This is a genomic window from Spirillospora sp. CA-294931 (assembly GCF_050946795.1).
Taxonomy (GTDB): domain Bacteria; phylum Actinomycetota; class Actinomycetes; order Streptosporangiales; family Streptosporangiaceae; genus Spirillospora.
This window is the reverse complement of sequence record NZ_CP192006.1, coordinates 5,797,712-5,821,353: the sequence shown is the minus strand read 5'-3', so window position 1 is coordinate 5,821,353 and position 23,642 is coordinate 5,797,712. Positions and strand designations below refer to the sequence as shown.

General features: G+C 72.5%; 20 protein-coding genes. 11 read left to right on the top strand and 9 right to left on the bottom strand.

Going from position 1 to position 23,642, the window contains the following annotated elements; all coding sequences use genetic code 11:
* Nucleotides 1–310: 310 nt before the first annotated feature.
* From ACQPY4_RS26365 to ACQPY4_RS26340, 6 genes are all read left to right on the top strand, one after another.
* Nucleotides 311–2,029, top strand: a complete 1,719-nt coding sequence (locus ACQPY4_RS26365; protein ID WP_433325109.1) for a PucR family transcriptional regulator — start codon at nt 311–313, stop codon at nt 2,027–2,029.
* Nucleotides 2,030–2,177: 148 nt separating this feature from the next.
* Nucleotides 2,178–3,581, top strand: a complete 1,404-nt coding sequence (locus ACQPY4_RS26360; RefSeq protein WP_433325107.1) for a uracil-xanthine permease family protein — start codon at nt 2,178–2,180, stop codon at nt 3,579–3,581.
* Complete coding sequence (locus ACQPY4_RS26355) at nt 3,578–4,453, top strand: FAD binding domain-containing protein (protein WP_433325105.1); 876 nt, start codon at nt 3,578–3,580, stop codon at nt 4,451–4,453. Before ACQPY4_RS26360 ends, ACQPY4_RS26355 begins: the two co-directional genes overlap by 4 nt.
* Nucleotides 4,450–4,935 (top strand): (2Fe-2S)-binding protein, encoded by a 486-nt coding sequence (locus ACQPY4_RS26350; RefSeq protein ID WP_433325103.1) that lies wholly within the window; start codon nt 4,450–4,452, stop codon nt 4,933–4,935. The genes ACQPY4_RS26355 and ACQPY4_RS26350 overlap by 4 nt, the downstream gene beginning before the upstream one ends.
* Nucleotides 4,932–7,337 carry an aerobic carbon-monoxide dehydrogenase large subunit gene (gene cutA, locus ACQPY4_RS26345; RefSeq protein ID WP_433325101.1) on the top strand — a complete coding sequence of 802 codons (2,406 nt, stop codon included), beginning with the start codon at nt 4,932–4,934 and terminating at the stop codon, nt 7,335–7,337. The genes ACQPY4_RS26350 and cutA overlap by 4 nt, the downstream gene beginning before the upstream one ends.
* A 10-nt stretch (nt 7,338–7,347) precedes the next feature.
* Nucleotides 7,348–8,157 carry a GNAT family N-acetyltransferase gene (locus ACQPY4_RS26340; RefSeq protein ID WP_433325099.1) on the top strand — a complete coding sequence of 270 codons (810 nt, stop codon included), beginning with the start codon at nt 7,348–7,350 and terminating at the stop codon, nt 8,155–8,157.
* A gap of 123 nt (nt 8,158–8,280) precedes the next feature.
* Here ACQPY4_RS26340 and ACQPY4_RS26335 read toward each other — a convergent pair whose 3' ends face one another.
* Complete coding sequence (locus ACQPY4_RS26335) at nt 8,281–9,132, bottom strand: polysaccharide deacetylase family protein (RefSeq protein WP_433325097.1); 852 nt, start codon at nt 9,130–9,132, stop codon at nt 8,281–8,283.
* A gap of 193 nt (nt 9,133–9,325) precedes the next feature.
* Here ACQPY4_RS26335 and ACQPY4_RS26330 point away from each other — a divergent pair, with 193 nt between their 5' ends.
* Both ACQPY4_RS26330 and ACQPY4_RS26325 read left to right on the top strand, forming a co-directional pair.
* Nucleotides 9,326–9,964, top strand: a complete 639-nt coding sequence (locus ACQPY4_RS26330) for an SRPBCC family protein (protein WP_433325095.1) — start codon at nt 9,326–9,328, stop codon at nt 9,962–9,964.
* On the top strand, nt 9,961–10,857 hold the full coding sequence (locus ACQPY4_RS26325) for a carbon-nitrogen hydrolase family protein (RefSeq protein WP_433325093.1): 897 nt from the start codon (nt 9,961–9,963) through the stop codon (nt 10,855–10,857). The genes ACQPY4_RS26330 and ACQPY4_RS26325 overlap by 4 nt, the downstream gene beginning before the upstream one ends.
* 505 nt (nt 10,858–11,362) lie before the next feature.
* On the opposite strand, the gene ACQPY4_RS26320 is transcribed toward ACQPY4_RS26325, so the two are convergent.
* From ACQPY4_RS26320 to ACQPY4_RS26300, 5 genes are all read right to left on the bottom strand, one after another.
* A complete protein-coding gene (locus tag ACQPY4_RS26320) occupies nt 11,363–11,932 on the bottom strand; it encodes a CGNR zinc finger domain-containing protein (RefSeq protein WP_433325091.1) in 570 nt (189 codons plus the stop codon).
* A gap of 372 nt (nt 11,933–12,304) precedes the next feature.
* Nucleotides 12,305–12,910, bottom strand: coding sequence for a Pr6Pr family membrane protein (locus ACQPY4_RS26315; RefSeq protein WP_433325089.1), 606 nt, complete (start codon nt 12,908–12,910; stop codon nt 12,305–12,307).
* 3 nt (nt 12,911–12,913) lie between these two features.
* On the bottom strand, nt 12,914–13,714 hold the full coding sequence (locus tag ACQPY4_RS26310; RefSeq protein ID WP_433325087.1) for an ABC transporter permease subunit: 801 nt from the start codon (nt 13,712–13,714) through the stop codon (nt 12,914–12,916).
* Nucleotides 13,714–14,634 carry an ABC transporter ATP-binding protein gene (locus tag ACQPY4_RS26305; RefSeq protein WP_433325085.1) on the bottom strand — a complete coding sequence of 307 codons (921 nt, stop codon included), beginning with the start codon at nt 14,632–14,634 and terminating at the stop codon, nt 13,714–13,716. Before ACQPY4_RS26305 ends, ACQPY4_RS26310 begins: the two co-directional genes overlap by 1 nt.
* 132 nt (nt 14,635–14,766) lie before the next feature.
* The gene (locus tag ACQPY4_RS26300; protein ID WP_433325083.1) at nt 14,767–15,141 is read right to left on the bottom strand and encodes an FKBP-type peptidyl-prolyl cis-trans isomerase; all 375 of its coding nucleotides are present in this window, start codon (nt 15,139–15,141) and stop codon (nt 14,767–14,769) included.
* 96 nt (nt 15,142–15,237) lie between these two features.
* On the opposite strand from ACQPY4_RS26300, the gene ACQPY4_RS26295 reads away from it, so the two are divergent.
* The gene (locus tag ACQPY4_RS26295; RefSeq protein ID WP_433325081.1) at nt 15,238–19,110 is read left to right on the top strand and encodes a hydantoinase B/oxoprolinase family protein; all 3,873 of its coding nucleotides are present in this window, start codon (nt 15,238–15,240) and stop codon (nt 19,108–19,110) included.
* Between the two features lie 20 nt (nt 19,111–19,130).
* Here the strand turns inward: ACQPY4_RS26295 and ACQPY4_RS26290 are convergent, their stop codons facing one another.
* Nucleotides 19,131–19,673, bottom strand: coding sequence for a uridine kinase family protein (locus ACQPY4_RS26290; protein WP_433325079.1), 543 nt, complete (start codon nt 19,671–19,673; stop codon nt 19,131–19,133).
* A 46-nt stretch (nt 19,674–19,719) separates the two neighbouring features.
* Between ACQPY4_RS26290 and ACQPY4_RS26285 the strand changes: the two genes are divergently transcribed.
* Both ACQPY4_RS26285 and ACQPY4_RS26280 read left to right on the top strand, forming a co-directional pair.
* Nucleotides 19,720–20,877, top strand: coding sequence for a CaiB/BaiF CoA transferase family protein (locus ACQPY4_RS26285; RefSeq protein WP_433325077.1), 1,158 nt, complete (start codon nt 19,720–19,722; stop codon nt 20,875–20,877).
* The gene (locus tag ACQPY4_RS26280) at nt 20,874–22,268 is read left to right on the top strand and encodes an acyl-CoA synthetase (protein WP_433325075.1); all 1,395 of its coding nucleotides are present in this window, start codon (nt 20,874–20,876) and stop codon (nt 22,266–22,268) included. The genes ACQPY4_RS26285 and ACQPY4_RS26280 overlap by 4 nt, the downstream gene beginning before the upstream one ends.
* Here the strand turns inward: ACQPY4_RS26280 and ACQPY4_RS26275 are convergent.
* Together ACQPY4_RS26275 and ACQPY4_RS26270 are read right to left on the bottom strand one after the other, a co-directional pair.
* Nucleotides 22,249–22,836, bottom strand: coding sequence for a TetR/AcrR family transcriptional regulator (locus ACQPY4_RS26275; protein ID WP_433325073.1), 588 nt, complete (start codon nt 22,834–22,836; stop codon nt 22,249–22,251). The genes ACQPY4_RS26280 and ACQPY4_RS26275 overlap by 20 nt on opposite strands.
* Nucleotides 22,833–23,630, bottom strand: coding sequence for a carbon-nitrogen hydrolase family protein (locus ACQPY4_RS26270; RefSeq protein WP_433325072.1), 798 nt, complete (start codon nt 23,628–23,630; stop codon nt 22,833–22,835). The genes ACQPY4_RS26275 and ACQPY4_RS26270 overlap by 4 nt, the downstream gene beginning before the upstream one ends.
* Nucleotides 23,631–23,642 lie beyond the last annotated feature (12 nt).

Genomic DNA, 23,642 nt, shown 5'->3' with positions numbered 1-23,642 from the left:
TCAAGGGAATCGGGTCTCGGACGAGTGCCGTCACGCCGCCTCCCTCGCCGCGTCAGCGGCGGGAGACCCCGTGCTCTCCGTTGCGCACTGGTATCGCTCGGTCACGAATCCTCCTGAGGTCGGCTCAGAGCCTCACCCTCAAGGCTCGACCTCTGGTGGGACCGTAGACCGGGCCCCGCACCGGACGTATGGAGGATTTTGCCAAGGCTGGTTGTCAACGTTCGTGTTTGTTGTCAGGGTTGATCGCAAACCGGTAGCGATCATGCCCTTTCGGGCGATGTACGCACCAAAAGGCGAGGTGACCCCTGGCATGAGTTACACCAGCGCGGACCCGGGCCCACCGGCCCTCAGGCTCGCGAGCACCGGCACGCTGACCTATGGACTGTCAGTCGGTGAGGTCCTCGGAGTTTCCACCCTGAACGGCGCACGCCTCATCGCCGGACGATCCGGCCTCGACCGCGTCGTCCAACGCCTCAACGTGATGGAGGTCCCCGACATCCTGCCGTGGGTCAAGCCCAACGAGCTCCTGCTGACCACCGGCTACCCCCTGCGCAACACCCCCCAGTCACTCGACAACCTGATCGCCCATCTGGACGAGCGCGGTCTGGCCGCTCTGGCGATCAAGCCGAGCCGGTACCTGGAGACCCTGCCCGACGAGATGATCGAGCAGGCCGACCGCAGGGGCTTCCCCCTGATCGAGCTGCCGGGCGACGTCGGCTTCGACGACATCCTCAACCAGGTGCTCACCGACATCCTGAACCGGCAGGCGGCCGTCCTGGCGCGCACCGAGGAGGTGCACCGGGCACTGGTGCAGATCGTGCTGTGCGGCGGCGGGCTCCAGGAGGTCGTCGACGAGGTCGCCACGCTCCTGGACGTCGCGGTCGTCATGCTCGACGGCGAGCAGCGCGTCCTGGCGGGCGCGGGACCCGACGAGAACATCCAGGCGATGCGGGCGTTCGACGCCGGGCGCCTGGCCTCGCGTCCGCGCGGAGGCGGCGACCATCTGGTGGTCCCCGTCGTCGCCGGGGGCTTCGACCACGGCAAGATCATCGCCTACAGCCCCAACGGGGCGCTGCGCGAGACCGACCTGGGCATCCTCGAACGCGCCGCCACCGTGGCGGCGCTGGTCGTCACCAAGCAGCAGGCCGTGGCCGCGGTGGAGAGCAAGTACCGCGCCGACTTCCTGCGCGACATCCTGGCCGGGCGGGCCGGCGACGACGACCGCGTCGTCGCGCACTGCTCCGGGTTCGGCTGGGACCTCGACCGTCCCGTCATGGTCGTGGTCGCCGAGCTGGACGGGCGCACCCGCGCCCCCGAGGACGCCCGGGCCCGGACGCCCGAGGCCGAGGCCGCTCCGCGCACCGCGCGCGGGGCCGAGGAGCGCTCGGCCCAGGAGCGGCTGGCCGCCGCGTGGACCACGGTGGTCAGGCGGCACGACCGGGGCGCGGCCGTCGCGAGCTTCGCCCACGAGGTCGTGGCCGTCGTCGGTGTCGATGAGGACGACGCCGCAGGACTTTCCAGTGGACCGATCCAGACGATGGTGAAGGAGGCGACGGCCCTCTTCGCCGAACATCTGTCGGTGCGGCGCACGTTCTCGACCGGGATCAGCCGCACCGTCGCCACGCCCGCCGCGCTTCCCGACGCCTACGAGCAGGCGATCAAGGCGGTGCGGGTCGGCCGCCAGCTGCACGGCGACGGCGCCCAGTCCAACTTCGACCAGCTGGGCGTCTACCGGCTGCTCAGCCTGGTCACCGACACCGAGGAGCTGCACGCGTTCGTCCGGGAGACGCTGGGCGAGCTGTCGGGCGACGACGAGCCCGAACTGGTCGATCTGCGCCGCACCCTCCAGGTGCTGCTGGAGACCAACCTGAACGTCGCCGAGACGGCGCGCCGCCTGCACTTCCACTACAACACCCTGCGCTACCGGATCGGGAAACTGGAAAGGATGCTCGGCCCGTTCACCGAGGACGCCCATCTTCGGCTGAACTTGACCCTCGCCCTCCATGTCCTTCGCATGAGAGGGATCTGATCGCGATACTCTCCCTTCCCAACCTGGGGCGGATCCTTTGGCAGATGTCGCCGATGCCCGTCCAACGGGAGGGATCTAGGTTTCGCGCAAGGCTTCGAGGTGCTCGCGGGGCCGCGTGAGCACCGGCGGGGCCCGAGGGAGAGCGCAGATGGCCTTCGGCTGGAAGCTGCACGGCGACGGCACGACACCTCCGGTGGGGGAGGTGGTCGGGCCGGACGAACGCCTCTCGTGGCCGAGGACCGCCGGCATCGGCGCGCAGCACGTCGTCGCGATGTTCGGGGCGACCTTCGTCTTCCCGCTGGTGATGGGGCTCGACCCCAACCTCGCGGTGATGATGTCCGGCGTCGCCACCATCGTGTTCCTGCTGATCGTGCAGGGGAAGGTGCCCAGCTACCTGGGCACGAGCGCCTCGTTCGTGGGCGGCGTCTTCGCGATCCGCGCCGGGGTGGACACCGCGCAGACCGACGGCTGGGTGACGGGCGCGATCCTGGTCGCGGGCGTCGTCCTGGCGATGTGCGGGCTGGTGATCCACTTTCTGGGAACGCGCGTGATCCACGCGGTGTTCCCACCGGTGGTGACGGGCGGCGTGGTGATGCTCATCGGGTTCGGCCTGGCGTTCGTGGTGGCCGACACCTACTGGCCGCAGGACCACTGGGTCGCGCTGGCGACCATGACCTTCGTCTTCCTGGTCATGGTGCTGTTCCGCGGCTTCCTCGGCCGCATCGCGATCCTGCTCGGGCTGCTGTTCGGCTTCGCGCTGTCGTGGGTGCTCGACAGGACCGTGGGGCAGATCACCTCCGTGCTGCCCGGGCAGCGGCTCCTGGACGCCTCCGGCAAGCCCTGCACGGCCGAGGGCCCCTACTGCGTGGCCACCGCGTTCGAGCACGACCGGGTCTCCTTCGACGCGATGAAGGCGGCCGACTGGTTCGGCCTGCCCGAGATGCACGCGCCCGACTTCAAGATGTCGGCGATCCTGCTGGTGCTCCCCGCCGTGATCGCGCTGATCGCCGAGAACACCGGGCACGTCAAGGCCGTGGGCGAGATGACCGGCACCGACCTCGACCCGATGATCGGCCGCGCGGTCTTCGCCGACGGCGTGGGCACGGTGGTGACCACCTCGGTCGGCGGCTCGCCGACCACCACCTACGCCGAGAACATCGGCGTCATGGCCGCGACCCGCATCTACTCGACCGCCGCCTACTACATCGCCGCCGCCATCGCGATCCTGTTCGGCCTGTGCCCGAAGTTCGGCGCGCTGGTGGCCGCGACCCCGGGCGGCGTCCTCGGCGGCGTCACCGTGATCCTTTACGGGATGATCGGGCTGCTCGGCGCCAAGATCTGGATCGAGAGCCGGGTCGACTTCGCCGACCCGGTCAACATGGTGCCGGTCGGCGCGGGGATCATCCTGGCCATCGGGCCCGTGGTGCACGAGATCAACGAGGACTTCAAGCTGGAGGGCATCGCGTTCGGCACGATCGTCCTGCTGGCCGGTTACCACCTCCTGCGGGCCATATCCGGGAGGGTCTCGGGGGAGGGCGCGGCCCGCGGATGAAACCTCCTCCCTTCGCCTACCACGCGCCCCGCACCCTCGACGAGGCCCTGCGGTTCCTCGCCGAGCACGAGAACGCCAAGGTCCTGGCGGGAGGGCAGAGCCTCATCCCGTTGCTGAACATGCGGCTCGCGGCCCCCGCGCACCTGGTCGACATCAACCGCGTCGCCGGGCTGGACGAGGTGGAGGTGACGTCCCGGGGCGTCCGCGTCGGGGCCCTGGCCCGCCACACCCGGGTCGAGCGCGACCAGGACGTTGCCGCCGCGCAGCCGCTGCTGCGCCGGGCCCTCCGGCACGTCGCCCACCCCGTCATCCGCAACCGGGGCACGGTCGTCGGCAGCCTGGCCCACGCCGACCCCGCCGCCGAGCTCCCGGCCGTCCTGGCCCTGCTCGGCGGGACGGTCGAGGCCGCCTCGGCGCGCGGCACCCGGACGATCCGGGCCGCCGACTTCTTCGCCGGTCCGCTGGAGTCGGCGCTGCGCGAGGACGAGCTGGCGGTCGGCGCGTTCTTCCCGGCCGCCGCCCCGCGCACCGGCACCGCCTTCGCCGAGACCGCCCGCCGCCACGGCGACTACGCGCTGGCCGGGGTCGCGGTCGAGGTCGCCGCCGACGACGACCTGTTCGTCCGGTCGGCGCGGGCCGCGTTCCTGAGCGTCGGCGCCACGCCCGTCGTCCTCGACCTGACCGGGCCCGCCCGGGACGGTCAGTCGGGCCGCCCGCCCGGGTCCTGCGACTGGACGGACGCCGCCGCGCACGTCCGCGAGCGGCTCGACCCCGAACCCGACATCCACGCGAGCGCCGCCTACCGGCGCCATCTGGCGGGCGTCCTGACCCTGCGCGCCCTCGACGAGGCCACCGCGGAGGCGCTCGCATGACCGAGGAGACCCACGAGATCGCGGTGACCGTCAACGGGGCGCACCGCACGGCGCGGGTCCCGGCCCGGCGGCTGCTGTCGGACCTGCTCCGCCACGAGCTCGGCCTGACCGGCACGCACGTCGGCTGCGAGCACGGCGTGTGCGGCTGCTGCACCGTCCTGCTGGACGGCGAACCGGTCCGCTCGTGCCTGATGCTCGCCGTCACCGCCGCCGGGCACGAGATCACCACCGTGGAGGGCCTGGCCGGGCCGGACGGCGAGCTGTCGCCCGTCCAGCGGGCCTTCCAGGACACCCACGCGCTCCAGTGCGGCTTCTGCACGCCGGGCTTCCTGTGCACCGTCACCGCCCTGCTGCGCGAGACGCCCGACCCCACCGACGAGGAGGTCCTGGAGGGCATCAGCGGCAACCTGTGCCGCTGCACGGGCTACCAGAACATCATCGCCGCGGTCCACCGCGCCGCCGGGAACGGGGCCGGGTCATGAGCTTCGGGGAGCCGATCGTCCGCCGCGAGGACCCCAGGCTGCTCACGGGGCAGGGACGCTACCTCGACGACCTCGGCCGCGACGCGCTCGCGGCGGCCTTCGTCCGCTCGCCGCACGCGCACGCGCGGATCACCGACATCGACGTGTCCGGGGCGCTGGACGTCGAGGGCCTGGTCGCCGTCTACACGTGGGAGGACCTGCCGGGACGCGTCGGCGAGCCGCTCCCGCTGCTGATCCCGCACCCCGCGCTGACGCACGGTCGCACCGCCTACCCGCTGGCCCGCGACCTCGTCCGCCACGTGGGCGAGCCGGTCGTCATGGTCGTCGCGCGCGACCGCTACCTCGCCGAGGACGCCGCCGCGCTGATCACCGTGGAGTACGAGCCGCTGCCGCCGGTGGTCGGCATCGAGAACGCCGAGCGCGCCGAGCACCTCGTCCACGACGACGTCCCCGGCAACGTCGGGGCCGTGCTGGTGCAGGAGACCGGCGACGCGGCGGCCGCGATCGACGGCGCGCCGCACGTGCTGGAGTTCCGCCTCGACATCGAGCGCAGCGCCGCCACGCCGCTGGAGGGACGCGGCGTCTACGCCCGCTGGGACGCCGACGACGCCTCGCTGCGCGTCTACACCTCCACGCAGGCCTCCACCAGCGTCCGCGCGGCGATCGCCGCCAAGCTGGGGCTGCCGCCGGGCAAGGTCGAGGTCGTGGCGCCCGACGTCGGCGGCGGGTTCGGGGTGAAGATCGTCCACCCGTGGCCCGAGGAGATCCTGGTGCCGTGGGCGGCCCGGCTGCTGAACCGCGAGCTCAAGTGGGCCGAGGACCGCCGCGAGCACTTCGTGGCCGCCGCGCACGAGCGCGGCCAGGTGCAGCGCGTGCGGGTGGGCTTCGACGACGAGGGCCGCGTGCTCGGGCTGGACGTGCGGATCCTGCACGACCACGGCGCCTACACCCCGTACGGGATCATCATCCCGATCGTCACGTCCACCCAGTTGCTGGGTCCGTACAAGATCGGGGCCTACCGCGCGGAGGTCACCAGCCTCTACACCAACACGCTGATCGTCACCCCGTACCGGGGCGCCGGGAGGCCGCAGGGCGTGTTCTGCATGGAGCGGACGATGGACCGCATCGCCGACCACCTCGGCCGCGACCGCGCCGACGTCCGCGAGGCCAACTTCATCGGTCCCGGCGAGTTCCCCTACGACCAGGGCCTGACCTTCCAGGACGGGCGCCCGCTGATCTACGACTCCGGCGACTACCCCGCGCTGCTGGCCAAGCTCAAAGACCTCATCGGCTGGGACGCGTTCGCGGCCCGGCGCGCGGCGGGCCACCGCGTCGGCATCGGCGTGGGCTGCTACGTCGAGGGCACCGGCGTCGGCCCCTACGAGGGCGGCCATGTCGAGATCGACTCCACCGGACGCGTCAACGTCTCCACCGGGCTGACCTCGCAGGGCCAGGGGCACCAGACCGTCTTCGCCCAGATCGCCGCCGCCGAGCTGGGCGTCCCGATCGAGGACGTGCACGTCACCACGGGCGACACCCGGCGGTTCGGGTACGCGGTGGGCACCTTCGCCTCGCGCGCGGCCGTGATGAGCGGCAACGCGATCGCGCTGGCCTGCCGCCGCGTCCGCGAGAAGGCGCTGCGGATCGCGGGCGAGGCGCTGGAGGCCGACCCGGCCGATCTGGAGATCACCGACGGGGTCGTGCACGTGCGCGGCGACGTCACGGCGGCGGTGCCGCTGCGGACCGTCGCGGTGCTGTCCAACCCGCTGCGGTACGCCTTCGACGAGGAGGCGGGCCGCGCGACCCAGTTCGCCGTGGGCGGCTCGCCCGACGAGCCCCCGGTGGCGGCGGGCGAGGCGCCCGGGCTGGAGGGCCGCGAGTACTACTCGCCGGTGCGCTCGACGTTCGCGTCCGGGATGCACGCCGCGATCGTGGAGGTCGATCCCGACACCGCCGAGATCGCGATCCTGCGGTACGCGGTCGTCCACGACTGCGGCCGGTTGATCAACCCCCGGATCGTCGAGGGCCAGATCCACGGGGGAGTGGCCCAGGGCATCGGCGGCGCGCTGTACGAGCGCATGGTCTACGACGAGTCCGGCCAGCTGCTCAACGCCTCGTTCATGGACTTCCTGATGCCGTACGCGACCGAGATCCCGGTGATCGAGACCGGCCACCAGGAGACGCCCTCGCCGCTCAACCCCCTCGGCATCAAGGGCGCGGGCGAGGCGGGCGTCATCCCGGTCTCGGCGGTCATCGCCTCGGCGGTCGAGGACGCCGAGGGCATCAGGATCGACGCGATGCCGCTCTCACCCGATGACCTGTTCCGGCTGCGGCTGCGCGCGGCCGAGGACCCGGACCTGCGCACCCGCCGCGCCCTGCGCGAGGGCATCGGCCGTTCGTAGAGTGGTGTCCATGATCAGTCATTCATCGGGCCGCGAGGCCGACATCCTCGACCGGATGGACCGCAACCTCGCCGAGCACGCCTGCCACCTGCACCGGCACCTGGCCGGCGCGTCCGTGACATGGACCGGCGATCTGATGGTGGCCGACAGCGGGCTGGGCGACGACACCTTCAACATCGTCGCGGCGGCCCGTTTCGCCCCCGAGGCGGCGGACGCGCGCATCGAGGAGACCGTCAGGAAGCTGGCGGCGACGGGACGCCCCTTCTCGTGGTGGGTGGGACCCGCGTCGCGTCCGTCCGACCTGTCCGCGCGTCTGGCCGCGGCGGGACTGCCGGAGTCGGAGGAGGAGACCGCCATGTGGTCGGAGCTGCCCGCCGGCCTGCCGCCCGCGCGTGCCGACGGGCTGGAGATCCGCCGGGTGACCACGCCCGCCGAACTGGCCGACTACGCGATGATCCTGGCGGCGAACTGGGACCCGCCCGCCGCGACCGTCGAGGACTTCTACGCCCGGGCCGCGCGGTGGGCGCTGGCGCCCGATTGCCCGGCCACCTTCCTGGTCGGGTATGCCGGGGACGTCCCGGTCTGCTCGGCCGAGGTGCTGCACCACGCGGGCGTCGCCGGGATCTACAACATCTGCACGCTGGCCGCCCATCGCCGCCGGGGCTACGGCGGCGCGATCACCCTGGCCACGCTGCACGCCGCCCGCGAGCGCGGCGACGAGCTGGCGGTGCTCCAGGCGTCCGCCGAGGGCGCCCCGGTCTACCGCCGCCTCGGCTTCCGCGACTGCGGCACCTACGTCGAACACGCCATCGGCGGCTGAGAAGGCATTTGTGCTGGCGGGGCTGCTCGGGGAGCGGGGGACCTCAACCCCGCCAGCCTGTGCACTTTATTCCTGGCGGGAGGGGCCGGTCGGGGCAACCGGGAAACCTCCCGAATGGTCGGGTTAGGGCTTGGCGGGCTGGTCGGGGGCGTTGCCGCCGAGGGAGACGGGCAGGTAGTTCTCCACGGCCGCCGGGCGGAAGCCCGCCTGGCGGATCCAGCCGAGGATGGTCTCGAACTGCTGGGCCAGGCCCTTGCGGTAGTGCATCAGGACGATGTCGCCCGGCTTGAAGCCCTGGCCGCCGTCGCCGCGCGCGAACCCGTTGAGGCCGACGCCGGGGCCCGAGGTGCCGTTGTAGTACTCGGCCGACCACAGCAGGATCGACTTGATGCCGCAGTTCTTGGCGGCGGTGCGGGTGGTCTCGTCGAAGCTGCCGAAGGGCGGCCGGAAGATCTGGGGCCGCCGCCCGTACTGGGTGGCGATCGTGCTGGACGCCTCGCAGATCTGCCGCTGCTGCCCCTCGGGCCCCAGGCCCTTCATGTCGGGGTGGGTGATGGTGTGGTTCTCCATCTGCGACCCGGCGTTGCGTAGCGCCCAGAAGTACTGGGCCTGGCTCTTGGTGTAGGTGGTGGTCAGGAACGTCATGATCGGCACCTTGTGCCGCCTGACCAGGTTCACGAACTCGGCGTCGTACTCGTAGCCGTCGTCGATGGTGAGGAAGACGACCTTGTCGGTGGTGGCGATGTTGCGGATCACCGGGGGCAGGCCGTCGGGGGAGGGCCGGGGCGGCGTCCAGGAGCCGGGCTTGGGACGGTCCCACCGCTGGTCGCCGAGCACGGTCGTCAGCTGGGCGCGCATCGAGGGGCCCTTGTCGTCGTCGCCGCCCGCCTGGACGCGCACGCTGGGCCAGGCCCCGGCGGCCAGGCCGACCGCGGCGGCCGCCACCATGGCGGCCACGGGCATCTTCCCTCGCATCGGTGGTTCGCTCCGTCCGGGGGTTTGAAGATCGGAAAGGTGTCCGTTCCTCGTTGACGCGTGGGGAGGCGGCGAGGTTCACGCGCCGCCGCCGTCCCCATCTCAGCATGTCCGGGGGATACGCCCAAACTTCGCCCCGCACTCGGCAACAGTTGCCCTTCGGGGCGGGCGGGGTTTTCCCTAAGGTCAGTCCATGAAGGTAACCGGCAGTGCACGCATCGCGGCTCCGCTCCCGACGGTCTGGGACGCGCTCCAGGACCCGGCGGTGCTCGCCGGTACGATCCCCGGCTGCCGCTCCCTGGAGGAGACGGCCCGCGACACCTATCGGATGACCGTGGCCGCCGGGGTGGCCTCCCTCAAGGGCACCTATGTCGGGCAGGTCGAGCTGAGCGAGCCCGATCCGCCGTCCTCGTTCGTCCTGCGGGCCAAGGGGCAGGGCGCCCCGGGAACGGTGGACGCCACGGTGCGCGTGCGGCTGTCGGAGGACGGCGGCGGCACCCGGGTCGACTACGACGCGGACGCCGTGGTCGGCGGCATGATCGGCGGCGTCGGGCAGCGGATGCTCGGCAGCGTCGCCCGCAGGACGGCGGGAGAGTTCTTCGCCGCCGTCGAGCATCGGCTGACCGCCCCGCCCGGCGAGGTCGAGAGCGCGGTCCCTCCGGGCGTTCCGGCGACGCGCGGCGAGGCGTTCAGCGGGGCGGCCGGTGGCGCGGAGCCCTCGACCGCCGCCACACTCGCCGCCTTCGGAGCAGGGGCCGCGGCGGCGCTTGCCGGGGTCGTCGTGGGGTACGTCCTCGGGCGAACGCGTTCCGGCGGGGAGGCGAGACGATGAGGCCATTCGTCGCGGCGGCCGTGCAGTTCGCGCCCGAGCCGGGCCCGCTGTCGGCCGGGTCGGTGCGGGCCAACATCACCAAGGCCGTGGAGTGGACCGGCCGCTGCGTGTCCGGGTCCGGCGCCGAGCTGGTCGTCCTGCCCGAGTCGTGCACCACCGGGTTCAATCCGGGCGTCTCGGCCGCCGAGCTGTGGGAGCTGGTGCCCGGCGACGTCACCGAGCCCTTCCAGGAGGCCGCGCGCGACCTGGGCGTCCATCTGTGTTTCGGCACCTACGAGCGGGGCGCCGTCCCCGGGGTCGTCTACAACGCGGCGGTCCTGGTCGGGCCCGGCGGGGACGTCCTCGGGACCTACCACAAGACCCATCCGTTCCGGGTCGAGGACGCGCGCCGGGGCGGCTGGGCGACGCCCGGCTCGGACGTGTGCGTCGCCGACACGCCGCTGGGACGGATCGGCATGGCGATCTGCTTCGACGGCGACTTCCCCGAGCTGTGGCGGATCCAGGCGGTGCGCGGCGCCGAGCTGATCTGCCGCCCGTCGGCGCTGCTGCGCTCGGCCGACATCTGGGAGCTGACCTGCCGGGCGCGGGCCTACGACGAGCACGTCTACGTGGTCGGGGCCAACGCGGTGGGCGCCGATCCGGCGGGCACGCTCTACTTCGGCAACTCCATGATCGTGACGCCGGTCGCGGAGGTCGTGGCGCGGGCCGCCACGCACGAGGGCTGGGTCGCCGCCGCGCTCGACCCGGGCGCGGCGATGGCCTCGCTGACCCCGGGTTCGTCCGTCCCGCACGGCTTCGACCATCTCGCCGAGCGCAACCTGGAGCTCTACGAGAAGCACGCGGCCGAGCTGTTCGGCCCGGCCTCGGCCCCGTTCCCGCGCGGCGGCGCCTGAGCCGCACCGCGACGGCGCCGGGCAGGCCGCGGTGCCGTGCCCGTCATTCACCCACTGACCGACGCGCGCCGACGGGGTTCAATCATAGGTAAAGTTTCCCCCGGGGAACGGCATTCCGGAATCTTCAATGCGCTGGTGAGCGCGCGTTCGCCGGTCCGTGACCCTTCCAGTTACCGGTGTCACCTCGGCTGTCCGGTCAATATGCCGCATTTTTCTGCGATGATCGACGCGTGGACGAGCGGCCGGTGGAACCGGGAATGTTCGGCGGGCTTCGCCGTGATCGCGCGGGTCGCCAAAAGTGGAACGCGCCGTTACCATACCAGGGCGGTGCTGGCCTGATGCGGTCACTCGAAAGTACTCCGGCCGTTGGCGTGTGATTCGGTGATCGATGGGAATTGTTCAGACGGCCACGGACGACAACCCCCGACCGACAATGGTCGAGCATATTCTCTACGGACGGTAGTCAATTGATTGCGGAAAGTTCGCTTGCGAGTAAAGGGCGAGGTCAGTGGTCGCCGGGCGGCCGCGCCCCGCGGTCCTTTGCTCGGAAGGTCGCCGCACGTGAACGGTTCCCGCACGCCGAGGGGCTGCAGAACCGTCGCGAACCGTTCTTGGAGACGTCGAGGAACACCGCCTGGCACCGCCTGCCGCCGCAGACACGGAACCGCTCGAACCCGTTGGCCCTGATCACCGACAGCATGCCCATGGCGGCGTCGGCGCCCAGCCGCCGGACGGCCGGCATGTCGGGCGTGGTGACGTGCAGGTGAAGGGGCGATCCATCGTGGGTGATCAGCTGTGGCGTGGCGCCGCACTCGCGCAGCATCGTGTTCAGGGCCTCGAGCGAGGAGTTCCGCTCGCCGCCGACGAACACGCGGCGCAAACGGGTGCGCAGGTCGATCGCCAGCGCCAGGTCGGCGCCGGTGAGCGGGGCGTCCTGCGACAGCGCGCGCTTGCGCAGGAAGCTTTCCAGGGACGGCACGTCGGGGATGCCGTCGCTTCCCTTGACGACGTCCTGGGTGTTCACCAGGTCCTGCGCGAGGCGTCCCCCTGGGGAAGAGTAACCGTCAAAGTGCACCTTGACTCCGTAGGTCGATTCGCCCCAGTATCCTCGCAGCAGATAACGAGTGAAAACTCGTTGGCCCGTTACCGGAGGCGAAGTGGCCGACCAGCCCGCCCCGCGCACCGGTGCAGGTTCCATGATCTCGGTCCCGTCGGCTGACGGCCGGGTGGGCGGTCCCCCGTCCCCTCCCACCCCGCCTCACCACCGGCTCGTTCCGGTGGTGCCGCTGACGGGACCGTCCCTCTTCCCGTTCCGCCCGTTCGTCGACCGCCCTCGGCGGTCATGACGTTCGCACGACCCGCAACCGAATGACCCCGCGAGTGAAACCACATTTGGAGGCGATTGAAGTGAACTCGGCAACGGCACGGCGACGCGGAGTCTCCTGGGTCAGGAGACGGCGGCCCGCCGCTCCCTGACCTGGGGAACGGCCCTATTGGCGGCCCCCAGGAGCAGGGCCGCGAACACCACGAACGTGGCGGCGATCCCGATCGTGTAGCCGGTCACCACCGTGTACCCGTACCGAGCGGCGTTGAGGAACGGGTACGGGTACCACGACGTGGCGGCCCCGTGTGCCAGCGTGTAGACCAGGTAGCCCAGTGGGAAGGCCAGCCAGCCCAGCAGCGTCCGCCACGTCGGCAGGCGCCCCGCCGGCGCGATCAGCAGCCAGTCCAGCGGCATCGCGACCGGCATGATCCGGTGCTGCACCCAGCCCGTCCAGTGGGCGGCCTCCCCGCCCATCAGCACGGCGTACACGATCCCGGTGATCGCCAGGTACAGCGCCGCGGCGCCGCGCAGCCAGTCGAGCCACCGGCGGGAGCGCCAGGCCGGGACCGTCCCGGCCAGCAGCGCCGCCGCCCCGACGAGGTTGCTCAGGATCGTGAAGTAGCTGAAGTAGTCGACCGCGTCGGTGCCGGGCCGCCGGCTCAGGAAGCACACCGTGACCATCGTCACGGCCAGGCATCCGAGCGCGGCCCGCCACAGGGCCGTGACCACGGCTCAGGCGTCCCGCTTGTTGAACAGGACGACCGCCGCCACCAGCACCACGGCCGTGTAGAGCGCGAACACGCCGAAGCCCGTCCAGGGGTCCAGGCTGTTCTCGGCCTTGTGCGCCGACATGATCGCGCCACCGGCGTTGGACGGCAGGTACCGGCGCAGCGTGTCGCCCCAGTCGCCGGGCAGGAAGTTCCCGATGATCGGCAGGACGAACAACAGCCCCAGCACCGTGGTGACCGCGCCCGCCGTATGCCGCAGCAGCGCCCCGATCCCGAGCGAGAACAGCGCGATCAGCGTCAGATAGAGACCACCGCCGATCACCGCCCGCAGGATCCCGCTGTCGCCCAGCGACGCGTCGATGTCCTTGCTCTGGAAGAACAGCTGGCTCAGCAGGAACGAGGCGAACGACGCCACCAGCCCCACCACCAGCACGACCGCCCCGAGCACCAGCGCCTTGGCCGCCATCAGCTCCGTCCGGCGCGGCATCGCGGTCAGCGAGGTGCGGATCATCCCGGTCGCGTACTCGCCCGTGATGATCAGCACGCCGAGCACCCCGAACGCGACCATCCCGAAGTTGATCCCGACCAGCCCGAACCCGGCCGCGTCGAAGTCGGCCCGGTCCTGGGCGTCCATGTCGTCCCAGGCGCTGGTGAACGCCAGCGCGAGCAGCACGCTCAGCCCGATCGTCACGATGATCCCGGCCAGCAGCGTCCAGAAGGTCGACTTCACCGTCCGGATCTTGATCCACTCCGACCCGACCACGCTGCCGAACCCGGCCTTGGCCGTCCCCACCGCGTCCGCCATCACAGCCCCCCGGCGATCGTCCCGGCGTGGTACTCCACGGCGTCCCCGGTGAGCCGCATGAACGCCTCCTCCAGCGAGGGCTGGACGTTGGCCAGTTCGTGCAGCCGCACACCGTGGTCGGCGGCCAGCTCCCCGATCTCCGACGACTTGGCCCCGTCCACCCGCAGCGAGTCGTCGTCCAGCGGCTGCACCTGCCAGCCCCGTCTGGCCATCAGCGGCCCGAACTCGGCCGCCTGCGGCGAGCGCACCAGCACATGGCTGGTCGCGTTGGCGTCGATGAACTCCCGGACGCCCGTGTCGGCGATGATCCGTCCCCGCCCGATGACCACCAGGTGATCGGCCGTCAGCGCCATCTCCGACATCAGATGGCTCGACACGAAGACCGTCCGCCCCTCCCGGGCGAGCTGCCGCATCAGGTTGCGGATCCACAGGATCCCCTCGGGGTCGAGCCCGTTCACCGGTTCGTCGAACATCAGCACCGGCGGATCGCCCAGCAACGCCCCCGCGATCCCCAGCCGCTGCCCCATCCCCAGCGAGAACCCCTTGGACGGCTTCCTGGCGACCTCGCTCAGTCCCACGAGCCCGAGCACCTCGTCCACCCGCCGCCTGGCGATCCCGTTGCTTTTGGCCAGGCAGTACAGGTGGTTGTAGGCGCTGCGCCCGGGATGGATCGCCTTGGCGTCCAGCAGCGCCCCCACCTCGCGCAGCGGCGCCCCGAGATCCCGGTAGTGCTTCCCGTTGACGGTGACATCGCCCTCGGTCGGCCGATCCAGCCCCAGGATCATCCGCATCGTGGTCGATTTCCCTGCCCCGTTAGGCCCGAGAAATCCGGTCACCCGCCCCGTGGCCACCGTGAAGTCCACGCGATCCACCGCCGTCTTGGGCCCGAACCGCTTGCTCAACCCCCGCGCCTCGATCATGTCCGCCCGATACCAACGCTCCGCCCCCGGGAAACAGCCGCGCTTCCCCGCCACCCAAGTTTTGACCCCCCGATTACCGGGTGCGGAAATGGGTGTGGCGCCGCCCAATCGGGCGGCGCCACGGGGGTGGAACTAGGAGACGGCCACCAGGTCCACGACGAAGATGAGGGTCTCGCCGGGCTTGATGGCGGGGGAGGGGCTGCGGTCGCCGTAGGCGAGGTGGGGCGGGATGACGAGCTTGCGCCGGCCGCCGACCTTCATGCCCTGGATGCCCATGTCCCAGCCCTTGATGACGCGGCCGGTGCCGAGCGCGAAGTCGAGGGTGCTGCCGCGGTTCCAGGACGCGTCGAACTCCTCGCCCGTGGAGAAGGAGACGCCGACGTAGTGCATGGAGACGGTGGAGCCCTTGGTGGCCTCCGCGCCGTCACCGGGCCAGATGTCGGTGATGTCCAGGTACGTCGGCGGGTTCCCCTCGGGGAAGTCGATCTCGGGCCGTTCAAGCGCCATTGCCAGGCTCCAGCGGTGGTGTAGGTGGGACGGAATGGCGCACAGCCTATCCGCCGTGCCCTTGGCAGTTCGCGATCATCCCGGTAGACACACAGCATGAGGCTGCGGATCGGGATCGACACCGGCGGGACGTTCACCGACGTCGTGGCCGTGGACGAGGACACCGGCGAGATCATCACCACCAAGACGCCCTCGACGCCGGACGATCCCGCGGTGGGGTTCCTCGACGGGCTCGCCCGGGTGGCCGGGGACGCCGACGTGGCGGGCCTGGCCCACGGGACGACGGTCGCCACCAACCGGCTGCTGGAGGACCGGCTGGACGATCTCGGCCTCGTCACCACCGAGGGGTTCGGGTCCATCCTGGAGATCGCGCGGCAGAGCGTCCCGGACGGCTACGGCAACAGCTACTTCTGGGTGAAGCCGCCGAGGCTCGTCCCGGCGCACCGGGTGCGGACGGTGGGCGGGCGGCTCGACCACACGGGGGCCGAGATCCGGCCGTTCGACGAGGACGGCGCGGTGGCGGCGGCGCGGTGGTTCCGCGCGGAAGGCGTCCGGGCGATCGGGGTGTGCTTCCTGCACGCCTACGCCGACCCTTCGCACGAGCTGGCGATGCGCGAGGTCCTGCGGCGCGAGCATCCCGAGGCGGTGGTGTCGCTGTCGTCGGAGGTGCTGCGCGAGTACCGGGAGTACGAGCGGGCGGTCACGACGCTGGTGGACGCGGCGGTGAAGCCCGCCATGTCGCGGTACCTGGGACGGATCGGGCGCCCGCTGCACGTGATGAAGAGCAACGGGGGCGTCCTGTCGGCGGCCGAGGTCGTGCACCAGCCGATCACGACCGTCCTGTCGGGCCCGGCGGCGGGGGCGCTGGGCGCCGCGTTCGTGGCCTCGCACACCGGGCACGGCTCGGTCGTGACGCTGGACGGCGGCGGCACGTCCACCGACGTCGCCGTGGTGCTGGACGGCGAGCCGACGCTGACCACCGAGGGATCGATCGGCCGCCACCCGGTGAAGATCCCGATGATCGACATCGTGACCGTGGGCGCGGGCGGCGGGTCGGTGGCGTGGGTGTCGCCGGAGGGCACGCTGAAGGTCGGGCCGCGCAGCGCGGGCGCCGACCCGGGCCCCCTGTGCTACGGCCGGGGCGGGGCGGAGGTCACCGTCACCGACGCGCACGCCGTGCTCGGCCGGATCCCGCCGCACCTGCTGGGCGGCCGGATCCCCCTCGACGTCGGCGCGGCCCGCGCGGGCCTGGCGGCGCTGGCCGGCGAGCTGGGCCTTTCGGTGGAACGCGCGGCGACGGGCATCCTGGAGATCTCCGCGTGGAACCAGGCCAACGCGATCCGCCAGATCACGGTGAAGCGGGGCCTGGACGTCCGCGACTACCCGATGGTGGCGTTCGGCGGGTCGGGTCCGCTGCTGGCGTGCCGCCTGCTGGACGTGCTGGGCCTGCCCTCGGCGGTGATCCCGGTGAACCCGGGCAACCTGTCGGCGTTCGGCCTGCTCACCGTGGACGTCAAGAACGACTACGTCCGCACCCGCGTCGAGCGCGACGCCGAGCTCGACCTGTCCGGGGTGGCGGACGTCCTGTCCGACCTGGAGCACGAGGCGTCGGCCGCCCTGGAACGCGAGGGTTTCGCACCGCCCGACCGCCGGTTCGACCGCTCGGCGGACCTGCGCTATTACGGCCAGGCGTCCGAGGTCAGGGTCCCCGCCCCGGGCGGCCCGGTGGACGAGACGTTCCGCGCCGAGGTCGTCCGCCGCTTCCACGACGCCCACGAGCGCCTCTACGGCTACTGCTACCGCGACGACGAGCGCTACCCCGTCGAATGGGTCAACCTCCGCGTCTCGGGCATCGGTCCGATCACCCGCCCCCGCCTGCCCGAACTCCCCAAGAGCAATGGCGACCCGCGCCCTTCAGGAACCCGCCGGGTCCTGTTCGACGAATGGGCCGAGACCCCCGTCTACCGCAGAGAAGACCTGACCGCGGGCCACGTGATCCACGGCCCCGCCGTCATCGAGGAGTTCGGTTCCACGCTTCCCCTCCACCCGGGCTTCACCACAACGGTCGACCCCCACGGCAACCTGGTGATCACCCCCAACGGCCACCAGGGGGAGAGAGCCGAGGCCCCAGACCTTCAGGTGAGCGTCATCGAGGGCACCTTGGCCTCGGTCGAGCGTGAGGTGGAGACGGCGATCGCCCGTACCGCGCGCTCGCCGATGATCCGGGACGCGCACGACTTCCGGGCGGGCATCCACGACCGGAGGCTGCGCAAGCTGACCGGGCGGTCGTACTCGGCGCTGGTGCACCCGATCGCGCGCGACTTCCCGCTGGAAACGATGCGGCCGGGGGACGTGTTCTTCCACAACGACGTCTACCTGTCCGAGGGCGGGATCGGGCACCTTCCCGACCTGTGCGTGACCGTCCCGGTCTTCCACCAGGGCGAGGTGGTCGCGTTCGTCCAGGCGTTCGGGCATCACGACGACATCGGCGGCGCCGTCCCGGGGTCGATGCCGAGCCACGCGCGCAGCGCGTTCGAGGAGGGGCTGATGGTCCCGCCGATCAAGCTGTGGGACGCGGGCGTCCCCAACGAGGCGGCGCTGCGGATCATGACGCGCAACTCCCGGATGCCCGACTCGCTGGCCGGGGACCTGGACGCCGAGTGCTCGGCCTGCCTGATGGGCGCCCGGAGGCTGGGGGAGCTGTTCGAGCGGTACGGCCGCGCGCCGGTGGAGGCGTGCTTCGACGCGATCATCGACAAGACCACCCGGACGTTCCGCCGCGAGCTGCTGTCCACGATCCCCGACGGGACCTACGTCTGGGAGGACTACGCCGAGCACGACGGCGTCGACCCGCCGCGACTGCACACCCAGCGGATCACGCTGACGGTCGACAACGCGGCCGACGTCCCGCTGGTCATCGACTTCACCGGGACTTCGCCGCAGGCCAAGGGGCCGATCAACCACGCGGGCGACTACGCCGGTGGGGTCTTCCTCAAGAAATGGCTGGCGCCCGTACTGCGGAACCTGGCCGACACGCCCGAGCGGGCCGCCGAGCTGGACGTCAACGAGGGCGTCGTCCCGCTGATCGAGATGCGCTTCCCCGAGAAGGGAACGCTGCTCACGCCGATCTTCCCGGCGCCGACCAACGCGCGGACGTTCGTGATCCTGCGGCTGCTGGGCGTCCTGGCGGGGGTGCTGGCCAAGGCCACCGGCGGCCGGATGCCCGCCGACCAGGAGACGATCCGCTACACCGGCGTATACGGGGACGACGACCGCGGGCCCTACCTGATGCGCGAGGTGCTCGGCGGCGGGTCGGGCGGGCGGCCCTACGCCGACGGCGAGGACACCATCCACATCGTCCCCGATTCGCGCAACATCCCCGCCGAGTTCGCCGAGGCGCGCTGGCCGTTCGTGGTCGAGCGGCTCGGGCTGGCGGTCGACTCCGGCGGGCCGGGCGAGTATCGCGGCGGGCTCGGCTACGACAAGCACATCCGGATGCTGCGAGACGCCCACTACATGTCGATCGCCGACCGCTCGATCCTGGCCTGCTGGGGCGTGAACGGCGGCCGGGCCGGGCGCCCGTTCCGCGTGGAGGTCGACGGCCGCGAGATGGAGGGCCTGGTGGACGACCACCCGGTCCGCGCGGGCCAGGTCATCCGGATCCGGACGACCGGCGGCGGCGGTTGGGGCGACCCGCTCGACCGCGCCCCGTCCCTGGTCCGCGACGACGTCCGCGACGGCAAGGTGAGCCCCGAGGGCGCCCGAAACGACTACGGCGTCGTCCTGGTCGGCGCGGACGTCGACGAGCCGGCGACCACCGCGCTGCGCGAGCGCCTGCGCACCGAACGCGGCCCGTCCCCGTTCTTCGACCGCGGCCCCGGCTACCCCCTCCTATCAGGCGGCCAGACCACCGCCGACGTCGACGAACCCGGCCCTCAGTCGTCAGCCGGGACGCCACCGACCACATAGGCGCCCGAGCGTCGTCCCCGTCATCGAGCGAGAACGAGATCGACGCGGTCGCGCGTGCCGTCGGCGGCGAAGTGCCGTGCCTCCCGGGCGCTCCACGCGTCCCAGGCCGCCGCGATCTCCGTGCCGTCGCGCTCCAGGGCGCGGGCCCGGCGCACGTCGCGCGGCGCGTCGACCCAGACGCGCAGGGCGGCGGGCGACCCCCGCCAGGCCGCGCCGACGCCCTCGACGATCAGGAAGGGGCCCGCGGGGATCTCCTCCTCGGGCCCGTAGACACCCCGGCGCCAGTCGTAGCGGCGCAGCCTCCCGGGGAGCCCGGCGGCCAGCGGATCGAGGACGGCCGCGCGCAGCGGCGGCCACCAGGCGAGCGGCTCGGCGTCCCACGGGACATCGAAGTCGTCGGACCCGACGACCGGCGCGCCGCCCAGGGCGGCGGCCAGCCGACCTGCCAGGGTCGTCTTGCCCGCGCCGCTGGGCCCGTCGACGGCGACCACGCGAGCCGGCCCGCACGACGGCGCGAGCGCCGCGACACGGGCGGCCAGGGCGGCCGGGGACGGTTCGGGCACGCCATGCATACTTCCAGGAAGCAGCCGCCGCCCCGGAGGAGCCTCCTTGCCCGGACCGCTCGAAGGTCTCGTCGTCGTCGATCTCAGCCGCGTGGTGGCCGGGCCGCACGCCACCCAGACGCTGGCCGACCTCGGGGCCCGCGTGATCAAGGTGGAGCGGCCGGGGACGGGCGACGAGACCCGGGGCTGGGGCCCGCCGTTCGTCGACGGCGTGAGCACCTACTACCTGTCGTGCAACCGGAACAAGGAGTCGATCGCCCTCGATCTGAAGTCGGGCGAGGGCGCCGAGGTCCTGGCCCGGCTGGTGCGGCGGGCCGACGTGCTGGTCGAGAACTTCCGGACGGGGGTGCTCGACCGGCTGGGCTTCCCGGTCGGCCGGCTGCACGAGCTGAACCCCCGCCTGGTGATCCTGTCGATCACCGGGTTCGGGCACGACGGCCCCGAGGGCGGGCGGCCGGGCTACGACGCGATCGCGCAGGGCGAGGCGGGCCTGATGAGCGTGACCGGCCCGCCGGGGACGCCGAGCAAGGTCGGGCTGTCGATCGCGGACGTGCTCGCGGCGGGCAACGGCGTGGCCGGAATCCTGGCGGCCCTGTACGAGCGCGAGCGGACCGGACGCGGACGCGTCGTCCGCACCTCGCTGCTGGCCTCGGTGGTGGGCGCCCACATGTTCCAGGGCACCCGGTGGACGGTGGCCAAGGACGTCCCCGAGTCCGTCGGCAACGACCATCCGTCGATCGCGCCCTACGGCACGTTCCGGTGCGCGGACGGCGTCCTGCAGATCGGCGTCGCCAACCAGGGGCTGTGGCGGCGGTTCGCGCCGATGGTCGGCCTCGATCCGGACGACCCCCGCTACGCCGCCATCCCCGAGCGCGCGGCCCGCCGCGCGGACCTCACGGCCGACATCGAGCGGGCGCTGGCCCTCGACACGCGCGCGGCCTGGCTGGAACGGCTGGCGGCGGCGGGCGTTCCGGCCGGGGCGATCCGGTCCATCGACGAGGTCTACGAGTGGGACCAGACCAGGTCGCAGGGACTGGTGGTCGAGGTCGACCATCCGTCGCTGGGGCCGATCGAGCTGCCCGGGCCGCCGCTGCGGTTCGACGGCGAAGCGCGGCGGGAGCACACGGCGCCGCCGCTGCTGGGCGAGCACACCGAGTCCGTCCTCGCCTGGCTGTCGGAGAACGAGGACGAGGAGGGCGCGTGACCGACCTGCTGGGCGGCGAGACGGGTGCGGACGAGGCGGTGCGCGTCGACGGGCGCGGCCTGTCCCGCGCGGAACTGTTCGGCCGCGCCTCGGCCGTGGCGGCCGAGATCGCGGGCGCCGGGGCCGTCGCGGTGCACGCCACGGCCTCGCTGGAGACGATCGTCGCCGTGGTGGGCGGCCTGACGGCGGGGGTGCCGGTCGTGCCGCTGCCGCCCGACTCCGGACCGGACGAGCGGGCGCACATCCTCGGCGACTCGGGGGCGAGCCTCCTGCTCGCCGCCGAGGGCGCCTACGAGCCCGGTCCCTCGGACCCGCCGGTGGTGCCGGTCGACGGCCTCCCCGCGAGCGGGACGACCCTCGCGCCGCCCCCCGGGGACGCCACGGCCCTCATCCTCTACACCAGCGGGACGACGGGCGCGCCGAAGGGCGTGCTCATCTCGCGCGACGCCATCGCGGCGGGCCTGGACGCCCTCGCCGAGGCGTGGGCCTGGACGCCCGACGACGTCGTGGCGCACGGGCTGCCGCTGTTCCACGTCCACGGGCTCGTCCTCGGGGTCCTCGGGGCGCTGCGGGCCGGGTCGCCGCTGGTCCACACCGGGCGGCCCCGGCCGGAGGCGTACGCGGCGGCGGGCGGGTCGCTGTACTTCGGCGTCCCGACGGTCTGGTCGCGGTTGTGCGACGACCCGGGCTCGGCCCGCGCGCTGGCCGGGGCCAGGCTGCTGGTCTCGGGGAGCGCCCCGCTGCCGGTGCCGGTCTTCGAGCGCCTGGCGGCGCTCACCGGCCACCGGCCCGTGGAGCGTTACGGGATGACCGAGACGCTGATCACGATCAGTGCCCGCGCGGACGGCGACCGCAGGCCCGGCCATGTGGGCACGCCCCTGACCGGGGTCGAGACCCGGCTGGCCGCCGAGGACGGCTCACCCGTCCCGCATGACGGCGAGACCCCCGGCGAGCTGCTGGTCCGGTCGCCGACGCTGTTCGGCGGCTACCTGAACCGCCCCGAGGCGACCGCCGCGTCGCTGACGCCGGACGGCTGGTTCCGCACCGGCGACATCGCCGCGATCGGCCCCGACGGCTGGCACCGGATCGTCGGCCGCGCGTCCACCGACCTGATCAAGAGCGGCGGCTACCGGATCGGCGCGGGCGAGGTGGAGAACGCCCTGCTGGCCCATCCCGGCGTCCGGGAGGCGGCCGTGATCGGCACGCCGCACGCCGATCTGGGCGAGCAGGTGACCGCCTACGTCGTCGCCGACGCGGGCGTCACCGAGCGTGCCCTGATCGACGCGGTCGCCGGGCGCCTGTCGGCCCACAAGCGGCCCCGCGCCGTCCACTTGGTCGAGTCGCTGCCGCGCAACGCCATGGGCAAGGTCGTCAAGACCCGTCTCGGGTGAGCAGGCCGGGGAGCAACGGGGCGACGAGGGCGGCGGCGTCCGACTCGGGCGGGTCGGGGGCTTCGGCGCCCTCGGCGTAGTACCGCAGGAACCCCTGCTGGAAGCAGGCGCCCATGAGCAGGGCGGCGGCCGCGTCGGTGTCGGCCTCCGCCCTGACCCGGCCGAGCTCGCGCTCGGCGCGCAGGTAGGCGCCGAGTTGGACGACGGGCTCCTGGGGGCCGGTGCCGTACTTGCGCATCGACTCGCGGCTGGCGGCCATGAGGTCGGGCCGCGCGGCCATCGAGGCCATCATCGGGAAGGTGCGGGCGTAGTAGCCCAGGGCGCGCCGGGCGATGCCGGTCAGATTGCCCGCCACCGAGCCTTCGCCGGGCCGCACCTGTTCCTGAGGGGCGGGCATCCGCTCGCGCAGGACGCACAGGATCAGCTCCTCCTTGTCGCGGAAGTGCTTGTAGAGCAGCGCCTCGGAGTACTCGGCGGCGCGGGCGATCTCCTTGGTGGTCGCCTTGGCCGCGCCCCGCGTCCGCATCACCTCGGCGGCCGCGTCCAGGATCCGTTCCCGCGCGCTCACCTCTGGAAGAGGTCGGGGCGGCGATGCTCCAGCGCGGGCAGCACCGCGCGGACGCGGGCCGCGGTCTCGGGGTCGATCTCGGCGACGCGCACCGAGGGGAAGGGGCCGAGGTCGGCCAGCACGGTGCCCATCGGGTCGATCAGCTGGCTGCGCCCGACGCCGCCGGGGGCGCCGCGCGGCGGGCGGGTGGTGTCGGGCGCCTTGTCGACGGCCACGACCCAGGTGGTGTTCTCGATCGCGCGGGCGCGCACGAGCGTGGTCCAGTGCTCCTCCTTGAACACGCCCTGCCCCCACGCCGCCGGGACGACCAGCAGCTGCGCCCCGAGGTCGACCAGGGCCCGGGCCAGCTCGGGGAAGCGGACGTCGTAGCAGGTGATCAGGCCGATCCGGGTGCCCGCCAGCTCGACCACCACGGGACGGTCGCCGGGCGCGACGTCCTCGGACTCGTGGTCGCCGAACGCGTCGAACATATGGATCTTGCGGTAGGAGCCCACCAGCTCACCGGAGGCGTCGATGCCGACCACGGTGTTGTAGACCCGCCCGTCGGGCGCGGGCTCGAAGACCCCCGCGACGACGGCCGTGCCGTGCTCGCGGGCCGCCTCGCTCAGCGCGCCGACGAAGGGCCCGTCCAGCGGCTCGGCCACGGCGGCCAGGTCGTTGCCGAAGCGCACCTGCGCCGCCTCGGGGAACACCGCCAGATCGGCCTCGGCGGCCTCCGCCAGGGCGTCCAGCATCCGCTTGAGGTTCTCACCCGGGTCGTCGCCGACCTCGATCTGACACAGAGCCACGCGCATGGACCCAGTCTG